The sequence below is a fragment of the Staphylococcus petrasii genome, from assembly GCF_002902565.1.
Taxonomy (GTDB): Bacteria; Bacillota; Bacilli; order Staphylococcales; family Staphylococcaceae; genus Staphylococcus; species Staphylococcus petrasii.
In genome coordinates this window covers 1-12,755 of sequence record NZ_PPRC01000009.1, presented here as the reverse complement: position 1 = coordinate 12,755, position 12,755 = coordinate 1, and the positions used below count along the sequence as shown (strand labels likewise).

Annotated in this window: 14 protein-coding genes; 5 read left to right on the top strand and 9 right to left on the bottom strand. The window is 33.6% G+C overall.

Translation table 11 applies throughout. The features are described from left to right. Nucleotides 1-412: 412 nt before the first annotated feature. On the bottom strand, nucleotides 413-943 hold the full coding sequence (locus tag CD127_RS01955; protein ID WP_103298629.1) for a hypothetical protein: 531 nt from the start codon (nucleotides 941-943) through the stop codon (nucleotides 413-415). 330 nt (nucleotides 944-1,273) lie between these two features. Between CD127_RS01955 and CD127_RS01950 the strand changes: the two genes are divergently transcribed. Both CD127_RS01950 and CD127_RS01945 read left to right on the top strand, forming a co-directional pair. Next, the gene (locus tag CD127_RS01950; RefSeq protein ID WP_103365553.1) at nucleotides 1,274-1,918 is read left to right on the top strand and encodes an HAD family hydrolase; all 645 of its coding nucleotides are present in this window, start codon (nucleotides 1,274-1,276) and stop codon (nucleotides 1,916-1,918) included. Nucleotides 1,919-1,924: 6 nt separating this feature from the next. Next, a complete protein-coding gene (locus CD127_RS01945; RefSeq protein ID WP_103365552.1) occupies nucleotides 1,925-2,116 on the top strand; it encodes a hypothetical protein in 192 nt (63 codons plus the stop codon). 63 nt (nucleotides 2,117-2,179) lie between these two features. Here CD127_RS01945 and CD127_RS01940 read toward each other — a convergent pair whose 3' ends face one another. After that, the gene (locus tag CD127_RS01940) at nucleotides 2,180-2,368 is read right to left on the bottom strand and encodes a hypothetical protein (protein WP_103298632.1); all 189 of its coding nucleotides are present in this window, start codon (nucleotides 2,366-2,368) and stop codon (nucleotides 2,180-2,182) included. Next, on the bottom strand, nucleotides 2,368-2,718 hold the full coding sequence (locus CD127_RS01935; protein ID WP_103365551.1) for a hypothetical protein: 351 nt from the start codon (nucleotides 2,716-2,718) through the stop codon (nucleotides 2,368-2,370). Before CD127_RS01935 ends, CD127_RS01940 begins: the two co-directional genes overlap by 1 nt. A 407-nt stretch (nucleotides 2,719-3,125) precedes the next feature. Here CD127_RS01935 and CD127_RS01930 point away from each other — a divergent pair, with 407 nt between their 5' ends. Next, complete coding sequence (locus CD127_RS01930) at nucleotides 3,126-4,514, top strand: amino acid permease (protein WP_103365550.1); 1,389 nt, start codon at nucleotides 3,126-3,128, stop codon at nucleotides 4,512-4,514. Between the two features lie 325 nt (nucleotides 4,515-4,839). On the opposite strand, the gene CD127_RS01925 is transcribed toward CD127_RS01930, so the two are convergent. The 6 genes from CD127_RS01925 to CD127_RS01900 all read right to left on the bottom strand — a co-directional run bounded on the left by CD127_RS01925 (nucleotide 4,840) and on the right by CD127_RS01900 (nucleotide 10,368). Further along, complete coding sequence (locus CD127_RS01925) at nucleotides 4,840-5,712, bottom strand: MurR/RpiR family transcriptional regulator (RefSeq protein WP_103365549.1); 873 nt, start codon at nucleotides 5,710-5,712, stop codon at nucleotides 4,840-4,842. Continuing rightward, nucleotides 5,713-7,149 carry a PTS transporter subunit EIIC gene (locus tag CD127_RS01920; RefSeq protein WP_103365548.1) on the bottom strand — a complete coding sequence of 479 codons (1,437 nt, stop codon included), beginning with the start codon at nucleotides 7,147-7,149 and terminating at the stop codon, nucleotides 5,713-5,715. Nucleotides 7,150-7,162: 13 nt separating this feature from the next. Next, complete coding sequence (murQ, locus tag CD127_RS01915) at nucleotides 7,163-8,050, bottom strand: N-acetylmuramic acid 6-phosphate etherase (protein ID WP_103365547.1); 888 nt, start codon at nucleotides 8,048-8,050, stop codon at nucleotides 7,163-7,165. After that, nucleotides 8,038-9,105, bottom strand: coding sequence for a MupG family TIM beta-alpha barrel fold protein (locus CD127_RS01910; RefSeq protein WP_103365546.1), 1,068 nt, complete (start codon nucleotides 9,103-9,105; stop codon nucleotides 8,038-8,040). Before CD127_RS01910 ends, murQ begins: the two co-directional genes overlap by 13 nt. 105 nt (nucleotides 9,106-9,210) lie before the next feature. After that, nucleotides 9,211-9,579 (bottom strand): hypothetical protein, encoded by a 369-nt coding sequence (locus tag CD127_RS01905; RefSeq protein WP_103365545.1) that lies wholly within the window; start codon nucleotides 9,577-9,579, stop codon nucleotides 9,211-9,213. Nucleotides 9,580-9,666: 87 nt separating this feature from the next. Then, a complete protein-coding gene (locus tag CD127_RS01900; protein ID WP_103365544.1) occupies nucleotides 9,667-10,368 on the bottom strand; it encodes a helix-turn-helix transcriptional regulator in 702 nt (233 codons plus the stop codon). Nucleotides 10,369-10,757: 389 nt separating this feature from the next. Here CD127_RS01900 and CD127_RS01895 point away from each other — a divergent pair, with 389 nt between their 5' ends. Both CD127_RS01895 and CD127_RS01890 read left to right on the top strand, forming a co-directional pair. After that, nucleotides 10,758-11,549 carry an inositol monophosphatase family protein gene (locus CD127_RS01895; RefSeq protein ID WP_103365543.1) on the top strand — a complete coding sequence of 264 codons (792 nt, stop codon included), beginning with the start codon at nucleotides 10,758-10,760 and terminating at the stop codon, nucleotides 11,547-11,549. Nucleotides 11,550-11,664: 115 nt separating this feature from the next. Continuing rightward, nucleotides 11,665-12,612: an LCP family glycopolymer transferase gene (locus CD127_RS01890; RefSeq protein ID WP_103365542.1), complete on the top strand. Its 948-nt coding sequence runs from the start codon at nucleotides 11,665-11,667 to the stop codon at nucleotides 12,610-12,612. Nucleotides 12,613-12,755: the final 143 nt, after the last annotated feature.

The window sequence follows — 12,755 nt, the reverse complement described above, 5'->3', positions numbered from 1 at the left end:
TATAATTACTTCGTATCTAAAGTAGTTCTTAGATGGATTGTTATAGCATTTAAGTTGAGATGCTTGCCTAGGGGGCTGGGGCGAGCCTTGGTCTTGTAAAGCAGTTCTTAGATAGATGCTTACTCGTTTTAGTTGTTTCGCTTTCCAGGGGTGCTGTCTCAGCCTGTAGTCTTCGACTAGCACTGCTCCCCTAGGAGTCTTCACAACTACACTTCGTAATCTATCTTAGAACTTATTTATGTTCATTAATAAATATCATAAGAGTCTCGCCAAAATATAATTTATTCATTTGTAAGTTTACATTTGAAATTAAAAAAAGACAATTTCTATATCATTTAATAGAAATTGTCTTTTCAATTTAATCAATTACTTTATGCCATGGTCATGTACGCTTTTTAGTGTGTTTCTTTTATTACGAAATGTTTGCTTTATGCATCACATGTGTTTTATACGTAGCTGATAAAATATCAATATTGCGGCAAGCAATAGTTTGTAATAATTTAGTGAAAACTTCAGGCGGGCAACATACACTTGCGCAGTTATTGTTCAATGTATATTTAATATCGAAGTGATTTGAGAAATAAGTCATAATATCAATTACTTTATCTTTAATAAATGCATCTTGGAGGCCATCAATAGCGACATCAAATCGTTTAGAAGATTGATAAGATTGCTCTGAATCTAATAGCGTATTTAAACGCTTAGGTGAAAGAATTTGGTAAATTGAGAATTGATAAAAACTTAAAAAGCTAATGAAGTAGGGAAGCTGTTGTTTAGGCAAGCTTACTTCTAAAGCTGGGATATTATTGTGTTTAATAATAGAGTATTGGAAAGAGTCGCAAAACTTAACATCTTTGCAAACTTTGATTAAATTTTTTCTAGTTGATCTAGATTTCAAACCTACAATGTTGATAATGTAAGTTTCGAATTTATCTAACAACATGCAATGACCTCCTGATTTTTTTATTATATGTAGAACGCATTTAGCTATAAAGACTTAAATAATCGTACGCCGTTCATTAATACACACTGATTGTATCACTCTTTTTGAATATTATCACTAGGACTTTCGAACGAACTTTAATTTAATTCTTTTGTAATATAATCTTAACCATATTTAAACGTTTAAGTATAATTACACAACAATTATTTAAATTTTCAGATTTTTAATAATCTTAAGTTTTGTTTTTTAATTTTCGGAAAATGAAGCATGAACTGGCTAATTGCATATGTTAAACTTAATTATAATTGTAAAGTTTAAAGGAGCAATCATATGTATAAAGCAGTCGTATTCGATTTCGATGGCACCATTATTGATACAGAAAAACACTTATTTGAAATCATTAATAAACATTTAAACCATCATCAAGTTGAACCTGTGACATTAGAATTTTATCGTAGTCATATTGGTGGGCATGCACAGGGATTGCATGATTATCTTGAAACACAAATAGGACAAGATAATAAACAAAAAATTTACGATGAACACAATCAAACAAGTCATGAACTTGAAATGATAGAAACCATCGCTAAGTTAATGGCGTATTTAAAACAACGTCATATTCCTATGGCGATAGCGACAAGCAGTTATAAAAAAGATATTTTGCCTACTGTGCAAAAGTTAGGATTAGATGAGTATATTGATGTAATTGTTGGACGTGAAGATGTAGAAGCGGTGAAACCAGATCCAGAATTATATTTAACTGCAGTCCAACAGCTTAATTATTCACCAGCGCATTGTTTAGCTATCGAAGATTCAGCTAATGGTGCCACAGGGGCTACAAATGCAGGTCTTGATGTGATTATTAATACAAATGAAATGACTGAAGCGCAAGATTTTTCATCTATTCCATATGTGGGTAAAGATTTAAATTTTGATGAAATTATTTCTCGCTTTTTTGAAAAGGATAAGGAGTAAGGATATATGTCTTGGCAAATTATCTTATTCTTCTTAGCCGGACCCATTATTATTGGTATTGGTAATTTAGTGTTAGGACCTATATTTAGTAAGCATATTCCGTTTAAAGTACAACTTCGTTCATTTATAGTTGGTACTATTATTTATTTGATTTTAGCAACGATAGGTTATTTTCTGCTATTACAAGGTAGAATTTAAAAGATAAGCCTTAACATCATTTCGTACACATATGAAATGACGTTAAGGCTTTTAATATTTGGTTTAAATAATTAATTTTAAAATAATAGTGACTACTAATAGTACAATCAGTATTAAATCAACACCTACCATTATAGTAAAACGTGTACTTTTTACTCCTTGAGATTGAGCTTGTTTCATTGCTTTATAGTTTGGAATTAAACTAAGCAATAATAACACTATGATTAAAACGATACCTATCATAACCGACATTAATGCATACCTCCATTTCTTTTTTCAATGAACTCCCATATAAATCCAGCAATAAGACCTACAATTAATCCGATTATCACACCAATTTGAATAGTGAAAAATAATGCACCAATAATTAAGAAAATGACTATTGAAATAGGTATTGTTATTCCAAACTTAATCTTGCACGCATCAGAATTAAAAATTGAAAAAACAATAATATATAGTACAAAAAAAGTTAACGTTGCTAATAATGTTCTAATAAGCAAAGGACTTATTGTATCATGTTTAGCTGAAAAATAATTTAATAAGAAAAATATAATACCAAAGAATACTGATAATGTAGCACTCTTTTTTACTAATGTTTGCATTTTAATATGCTCCCTTAATTAATCTATGAAGAGTATAACATATTCTATTTTAACGAAATCGATATATCTAATTGTTAAAAAAATTAACATTAAATTTAACTAAGCAATAGTAATATTTTAAAAAAGTGAAATTTTCCAATAAAAAAATATGTAAAAAGTAACTCGCTTTAAAGCGTTAAAAAGGCGTAAAATCAACGTTTTTGAAAATTTGCAAACACTAATCATGATAGGAATGGAAGCGATTTCAAAAATTTGTAAAATTTTTGTTTTAATTTTGTCAAATTATAGTATAATATCTTCAATAAGGTAAAGGATGTTTTTTTAGGGAAAGAGGGAAAGCAAAAATAAGGTTTTCTGAAAAATAAAACTATTCCACCTTAGATTAAATAGAGATGGGGTTATTTTATATGGATAACAATGAATTACATAGGGGGCTAAGTGCACGTCAAATTAGAATGATAGCGCTTGGTGGGACTATCGGTGTTGGTTTATTTATGGGAGCAACTAGTACAATTAAGTGGACTGGTCCCTCAGTTATCTTTGCGTATTTAATCGCAGGTATCTTTTTATTTTTAATCATGAGAGCAATGGGGGAAATGATTTACTTAAATCCAACTACTGGATCTTTCGCAACGTTCGCAAGTGATTATATCCATCCAGCAGCTGGTTACATGACAGCATGGAGTAATATATTCCAGTGGATTGTAGTAGGTATGAGTGAAGTTATTGCCGTTGGTGAATACATGAACTATTGGTTCCCACATTTACCAGGTTGGATTCCAGGTGTTATTGCAGTATTACTTTTATTAGCAGCAAACTTAACATCTGTTAAAGCATTCGGTGAATTTGAATTCTGGTTTGCAATGATTAAAGTAGTAACAATCTTATTAATGATTATTGCAGGTTTTGGTTTAATCTTCTTTGGTATTGGTAACGGTGGCCATCCAATTGGTATTTCTAATTTATGGTCTCACGGTGGTTTCATGCCAAACGGTTTTGTAGGATTCTTCTTTGCATTATCAATCGTTATTGGTTCATACCAAGGTGTTGAATTAATCGGTATTACTGCAGGGGAAACTAAAGATCCTCAAAAGAATATTAAAAGTGCGGTTAACGGTGTTATCTGGCGTATTTTAATCTTCTATATTGGTGCTATTTTTGTAATTGTTTCTATCTACCCATGGGATCAATTAGGAAACATTGGTAGCCCATTCGTAGCAACATTTGCTAAAATTGGTATCACTTTCGCAGCAGGTTTAATCAACTTTGTAGTATTAACAGCTGCATTATCAGGCTGTAACTCAGGTATCTTCAGTGCGAGCCGTATGATTTATACATTAGCTCAAAAAGGTCAAATGCCTAAAATCTTCACTCGCGTTATGAAAAATGGTGTACCATTCTACCCGGTATTAGCCATTGCAATTGGTATCTTAATTGGAGCATTATTAAATGTTATTCTTCCTTTATTCATTAAAGGTGCAGACAGCATTTTCGTATATGTATACAGTGCTTCAATTTTACCAGGTATGATTCCTTGGTTTATGATTTTAATCAGTCATATTCGTTTCAGACAGTTACACCCTGAAAAAGTTGAAGGACATCCATTCAAAATGCCTGGTGGTATTCCAGCAAGTATTATTACAATTATTTTCTTATTAGTAGTACTTGTAGGTATGTTATTCAACAAAGAAACTGTAGCATCTGTAATTATCGGTATCATTTTCTTAGCTGGCGTAACGGTTTACTATTTCATCCGTGGACACCACAAAAATGATCCATCACGTAAAGTTAAATAAAAAAACTGAAAATATAAATAAACTATAAACAACACATTATTCAAGAAAGGCGGTGAACAAGAGTTCACCGCCTTTCAGACTGTAGACAAACTTTTTCACTCTTTGTCGGCTTATACGTGCCTTAAAGCACCACTTCTTCTTTAGAAGTTAGTGGTACTTACACATGAGCTTTAGCTCAGGTGTTCCTATTAGTCAGTAGTAAACTCCCGTCGTTACGTATTTCGCCTCCTCGATTGACAAAGGTTTTCTTTCAGTCTGATTTAAAATAGTTATTTATCTAATAATCAAAGGCGGTGAATCTTATTCACCGCCTTTTTATACTTTCTTAATGTTTAAATTCTATATTTGATAAATGTTTTCGATAATTATCTAATGCCATTTTTGATTGAGTAATATAATCTAATGAAGATTGATAATTCAACGCGACGTAGCGATAAAATAGTACATCAATTGTAAACATTTGTGCGAATAAAGATGTTGTTGCACCCATGCGTAAATCATTTTCATCAGAGTGGCCGTAAGTTAACACAAGGTCAGACTGACGTGCTACTGGATTATTATCAGAACTTGTAATTGCAATAATAGGGATATGATAGTCAGAAACGACTTTCGCCATTGCTTGCAATTCGCTTTGTTCACCATTATTAGTAATAAAGACTACACAATCTTTATCGCTGTGCGTCGATAACATCGTTGTAAACAGATGTGTCTCTTGAATAAGTTGAATGTTTAAACCTACACGTGATAATTTTTGATACAAATCAGTGGCACAAACGTAAGAAGCGCCGTATCCAAAGATAAAAACCGTTTCTGATTGATTAAATTTTTCGCAAATCTTATCAATGGTACTATCGTCTGTAAATCTCGCACTTTTCTTTAATGCTTCTTCTGCACGTGCGCTTAGTTTCTTTTTCAATGTCTCGACAGGTTCGTTGTTCACAAGTTCTATATTATAAGGTGTGACTTGTTTTGGGAATAAAGTTTTTAATTCATCTCTAAGCACTTGAAAGCTTGCATTCATCAATTTCTGACTAAATCGGTTCAATGTTGACACACTAATGTTTAGCTCTTCAGCGACCTCTTGATTGGACATTCGTAAGAGGGCATGTGGTGAATTTAATATGAAGCGTGATAATTTTTTCTCATTTTTGGAAAATGAACTATAATTCTCATCAATGATATATAAAATATTTGTCATCTAATCACCTAATTTGTCTAAGTTTCTCATTTCTTTAGTCGTACCGAAGAAATATGTGAACACAAATCCTCCAATATAGGCAGAGATTAAGCCAATAATATAGCCAAGATATTTTTGATGTGCGATTAAAGGTAATAAAGAGATACCACTAGGTCCAATAGCTGTAGCACCAATGTGACCGATACCTCCAATCACCGCTCCTCCAATACCGCCACCAATACATGCCGTAATAAATGGACGTCCTAAAGGAAGGGTAACCCCATAAATAAGTGGTTCACCAATACCTAAGAAGCCGACTGGTAAAGCACCTTTAATAGCATTACGTAAAGTTGTATTCTTTTTACATCTTACCCAAAGTGCAAGGGCAGCACCTACTTGTCCAGCACCAGCCATCGCTGCTATAGGTAATAAATATGTAGCGCCTGATTGATTAATCAATTCAATGTGGATCGGGGTGAAAATATGATGCAATCCTAACATGACGAGTGGTAGGAAGAAAGCACCAATGATAAAGCCACTAAATGGTCCACCTACGCCGATGACCCAATTGACAACGCCCACTAAACCATCTGAAATAAAGCCAGCAATAGGCATAATAACAAATATAGTTAATAGACCGATTATTAATAGTGAAATAGTAGGAGTTACGATTATATCAATTGAATTTGGTACCACTTTGTGTAATCTTTTTTCAATCAAGCTTAGTAACCATACTGCTAGGATAACCCCGATAATACCGCCTTGGCCTGCAAGTAAAGGGTCACCCGTAAAAATATTTTTAATCGGATGTTCTGGAGTAATTCCTGTTAGTAATGTGGTACCCCCGATAACGCCACCTAAACCTGGTGTAGCCCCGAAGACTTTGGCAGCATTAAAGCCAGTAAAGATAGCTAAGTATGCTAACATTCCATCTTTAATTACATTTAATACCGCAACCAATTGTTTTACCCAGTCAGCAGATATCGTACCAGCAGTGATGAAGTTATTAAGAACAGCAGCAATACCGCCGATTAAACCAGCACCAATAAATGCTGGGATTAAAGGAATGAAAATATTAGCAATCGTTTTTAAAACTTGGTTCATTTTGCTTTGTTTACGTTTATTAGTATAAGAAGCTTTATTTTCTTGAGCTTGTTGTTCAATACGTTGCTTGTGGTTTTGTTCGTGAGAGATATCTTCACCTAATTGAGTGCCGCTCACTTTAGCCATCTCTTGTGCAACTTTATTGACAGTTCCAGGGCCGACGACGACTTGAAGACGTTCATCTTTCACAACGCCAAGTACGCCATCGGTCTTTTTTAACTCAGTGTAATCAATTTTATTATCATCAATAATTTTTAAACGCACACGTGTCATACAATGAATAATATTACTAACGTTTTCAATTCCGCCCACAGCATCCAAAATGTCATGGGCGAGTCGTTGTTCTTTGTTCATACGCAGTGCCTCCTTAAGATTTGATAGCTTGTTTAATCACTCCGTTGTGATTTAATAATCTTAATTTAGCGTCTTCTTTAGTGGTATCACATAAGTTCATTACAATGGCAACTTTTAAATTAGAATCAGATTGTTCATATAAATCTAAAGCTTCTTCATAACTCAAGCCACAAATATCTTCAATAATATGAATAGAACGTTGCTCTAATTTATAATTTGTTGGTTTTACATCAACCATTAAGTTATCATACACTTTTCCAATGCCAATCATAGTTAATGTAGAAATCATATTTAGAACGAGCTTTTGAGCGGTACCAGATTTCAATCGAGTTGAGCCAGCTAATACTTCAGGACCCACTGGTACTTCAAGAGGGAACTGTGCTAATTTGCTAATCTCACTATTAGTGTTACATGATAATGCGACTGTCATTGCATTTAATGAATTCGCATATTCAAGTGCACCTTTAACGTAAGGCGTACGACCGCTCGCTGAAATACCGATTACTATATCTTTTTCAGTTAAATGAATATCTTGTAAATCATGAGCACCCATTTCAGTGTTATCTTCCGCACCTTCTATCGCTTCAGTCATCGCTTGTTGTCCGCCTGCAATAATACCCACAACTTCTGTAGGTTGAGTATTAAATGTAGGAACACACTCTGCAGCGTCCAATACGCCCAGGCGACCACTTGTACCTGCACCGATATAAATAAGGCGACCGTGACTACGGAAACGTTGGATTGTTTGTTCAATAACGTCGCGTAATTGTGGCAAGGTTTGTGCTACAGCTTGCGCCACTTGTTGATCCTCTTGATTCATTGTATTTAGTGCTTCTGCGATAGACATTTCGTCTAAATGCATAGTATGCTGATTTCTGCTTTCAGTTGTTAAGTGTTCCATAGACAGTCCTCCTTTTCAGAAATAATCTCAAATGTGTCGCCAGGTTGAATCAAATCAAGAATATATAAATCTTCAGATGAAACAGTAGCAACATGATTAATGTTGGGATGACTAGGCAACTCTGATTTAATAATTTGAAGTTCGCCTTCATAGCGCTGATTTAAAAGGTTATCGATTGTAATGGTACCTCTCTGGCGCACGCGGTCATGGTGATGATCTGGTTCAATAGTAAGATGGTTGATCGCTCTCGAATCTTTGGATCGAATAAGATGCTCCGGAGCATCAATGCGCGATGTATGTGTTCTAAATATGAGTTCTGCATAGGCAGAAGAATAAGATGAAACCCTAATAACGAAATGGCGATGAAGTATCATTTGTGCTAAGGCATTAGCTTTATCATCGCTAATAGCTAAATCGCCAATCATAATGTGATGGATACCGATTGTAAGTAATGAATGTGCAGCTACTAATGTAGGTGTTGATCTATGATGTTCTATAGTAGGTAAACCTTTGAATAAAGGTCCTCTTAGTGTAGTACCTGGAATAAAAGCAAGAATCTGCGCATCTTTATCATATTGAGTAATTAATTGATTACGTTCTTTTACACTACTCAGTGATAGGCCAGTATCTGGTCTCGGATAATAATTATGGCAGTATAATATTTCAGGTAAATGTTCTTGAGTGTAGATTGATTTAAGTATATCTGAAGTCATTGTGCTAGCATTAAAACAACATTTTAAATTATGTGTGTAAAGTTCATGCATTAGAGCCATATTTAAATGGTCATCTATTCTGATTGCAAAATCCCCATTTGGATACTGTTGTAAAAAACTGTAAAGTTGTTGATTAAGTAAAGAAGGATTGAGATCAATAATGTAGGTTACAGGCGTGTCCTGTAATAATTGGCATAATTCTCTCAAATATGTCAATTTCGTTTCTTCATTCTCCTCAGGAATTTGTAAAGATGTAAATATATAACGGTAACCTTTGCCTATCATTTTTAAAATATATTCTTTATTTAACGGCTCACCTAAGTACACTGAGAAACCCAACATAATGCTGCCTCCTAAGTTACATTAATCTAGCCTCATTATATCGTGTTGCCAGTGTAAAGACAATTTACGTTAGGGGATGGCTCCTTTTCAAAAATAGACTGATGTTTATAATTCGTTAAACATGCTTTGAATAGTGATATAAGTTTGATAGATACGACGATGACGTTCATGTAAATCATAGAGCAATTCGCCTTGTTGAAAGTGGTGAAGAGGTTGTTGGTGTAGTGAATGAAGTAAGTTTTGATAAGTAGTAAAGGGAGAAGCGGAAGATAGAGGCATAGTGGGATTAGCATTATGTTCTTGCTGTTGTATAGTTGCTTCTGAATAATATGCGTCCACAGTTATATTAAATTGTTCAATAGCTTGAATGAGTAGTTTTGGTTCCATGAAATAGTAGTATTTTATTTTTTCAATAAGTGTCAGTAATTCTATTAAATTATGTTGATAGTTAATAGGTAGTTGAGAGTTTGTCATTGCGTTGCTCCTTTTAGGAAAATGAGGGAAGTGAAGCGGGGAGATGAAGAATAGGCCAATCGAGTAAGAAAAACGCATTATGAAAAATTACTGTTCTTCCTCCTCGACTGGATTTAAAAATTCAGCATAGTTATCAATAGTAATATCGTAAGTTTTAATCGTTTTTTCAAAAGAATAAGAAATATCATATATATCAAGTACCGGTAATTCGCGCGTGCGACCAGAACCTATTTCATAAATGATAGCTAACCATGTACCATTGCGACAAAGTAAGCCTATAAAAATAATATTCTCAGCGATAAATTTATCCTCTTCTTGAAAATCAATTAGCATGACGTGACGTTCATTACTATAAATTAAAATGTCAGCGAATAATTTAGGCAATGTAATATCCTGAGTATCTTCAAATTTGATGAAATCATTCATGTGTCTTAATGAATGGCGAAGTCGAACATTAGACAAATTGAGACATTGGTTGATAATGGTTTCAATTGAGTCAGTATAAGGCAACGTTGAATAAGATCTACTTTCAATTAAAGTTAAAAATAAGGCAATGATTTGTTGTTCATTTAAGTTAAGTTGAATACTTTCTTCGGCATTATGAATCGCATAGCCTCCACGTTTGCCTTTAGAAGTGTAAAGTTGAACACCTTTTGCCTCTAATTCAGCCATATCTCGAGTGATTGTACGCACTGAGACATTAAATTGTTGCGCTAATTCTGAAGCTTTAACTTTATGTCCTTGTTGTATAGCTAAAATAATTTGATTTTGTCTTTCTTGTTTATTCAATATTTTCACCGCCCGCAGACATTACATATTACATTAATTATAACATAAGACTGAGATGTAAGACATTTAATGCCTATTAGTAGATTTTAGGTGTAAAAATAAACATATTTTATTTGGAAAACGCTTACATATATAGTACTTTTATGCTAATATAATATTTGTAACAGGGGAGAACGAATTCAAACAAAGGGGTAGAAGCTATATAACAGATAGCTTATTGTGAATCGTTCGGGTTACATCGAAACATCTTCAATATTTATTACTTACTTTCCTTTCTATTTGTCGGCTAGCAGATGACTAGCCGATTTTTTTATTTCTACAGTTAAATCTATAAAGAAATATGATTTTGAGATAAAATAAAATGAAATAATATAAATGAGGTGCAAGAGATGGAACTAAACCAACTTCAACATATCGATCAACACATTGCACAATGGCTTGAACATTTAGACAATGTGATACCTAATTTAATTGCTGAAATGACTACAGACACTAAAGTGGACCGCTTTGATTTAGTAACAAATGTTGATAAACAATTGCAACAACAATTTGAGGAATATCTTAATGAACATTTTCCTGGTCATCAATTGTTAGGCGAAGAAAAAAATAATGATTCGATTAAGCCATATGAAGGCCACTTATGGATTATGGATCCGATTGACGGTACAGCTAACTTAGTTAAACAACAGGAAGATTATTGTATTATTTTAGCTTATTTTGAAAATGGAGAACCACAACTTTCCTATATATATGATTATCCACATAGAAAACTTTATAAAGCGATTAAAGGTCAAGGCGCTTACATGAACGACCAACCTTTACAACCACCAAAAGAAGTAAAATTAGAAGACGCAGTTATTTCTTTTGGCTCTGAATATATTAATGATCGTGCCAATAAAGCACTATATGATGCGGCATTTGGTGTGAGATATATCGGTTCATGTGGTTTAGATTCAATACGAGTTATTAAAGGTCAATTTGGCGCACACTTTAATACGGATCCTAAGCCATGGGATATTTCGGTACAATTCTTATTTGCTAAACAACTAGGCTTGAAGATAACTCGCCTTGACGGAGGACCATTAGACTATGCTAAAGGTGGACCATTTATTATCAGTAATAAAGGTTGCTATGAAGAAATGTTATCTATTTTAAATGAAGGAAGCGGTTATTTAAAATAGCACACAGTTTATCTTATTTTTGTGAAAATTACAACTTGAGATGTATAGAAAATAAATAATTTTAATATATAATGATATAGATATATATTTCACAAAATAAGATAGGAGTGGTAGGATGCGTAGCACTCGAAATAAAATGAGCCTGCCCGTAAAGATTCTACTATGGCTAATTGGAATTTTAGTTGTATTAGCCGTTGCAGCAGTTATATTCATAGGAGCCAGTATTTACATTACTGGGGACAAAATTCATAACCCTTTAAATCGTCAACACTCAGAATTACGTTCTAAAAATGTCAACTTAAATAACGGCGATCCATTTACAATCGCATTATTTGGTGTCGATTCAGACGCCCAACGTAAAAGTGCAAATGATGGGGAACGTAGTGACACAATTATGTTGTTATCGATAAATCCAGCGAAAAAGACGACAGAAATTGTAAGTATCCCGCGTGATACACAAGCACAAATTGTAGGACATAATACTACAGAAAAGATTAATCATGCCTACGCTTATGGCGGACCAACAATGGCGGTTAAATCTATAGAGAAATTAATGAATGTACCCGTGGACCATTACGCTACTGTTGATATGGACGGACTACATGAGATGATTGATGCTTTAGGTGGCGTAGATGTAGTAAGTAACGATACATTTACTGTAAACGGTACACAGTTTACTAAAGGTCAAAAAACGCATGTCGATGGTAAAACGGCTATGGAATTCATCAGAAGTCGTAAAGAAGAAGGGGCAGGCGGAGACTTCGGTCGTCAAGAACGTCAACAGCTTGTATTACAAGCGATGGCTAATAAAATGACTAGTGCTTCTGCATTGACACATTTCCCTTCATTAATAGGAGAAATTCAAAAGAATGTAACTACAGACTTAACTTTAAGTGATATGAATGCAATTAGAAGTAATTATAAAGATGCCAATAATACTGTAAATCGTCATCAATTAGAAGGCCAAGGCGGTATTCAAAGTGATGGCCTATGGTACTTTATTCCAAATGATTCTTCTAAACAGCAAGCTTCAGATATATTAAATAGTAATTTAGATAACTAACCAGTTAACTTCATAAACGCGTTTACTCTAACTTTCCTTATAGACATAGAGTAGGCGTGTTTATTTTTTAACTTTTTTTGAAAATGTAGTTTGTAATTCTGCAAAAAAAGAACAATACAATAAGTTATTAAACATACTTATTC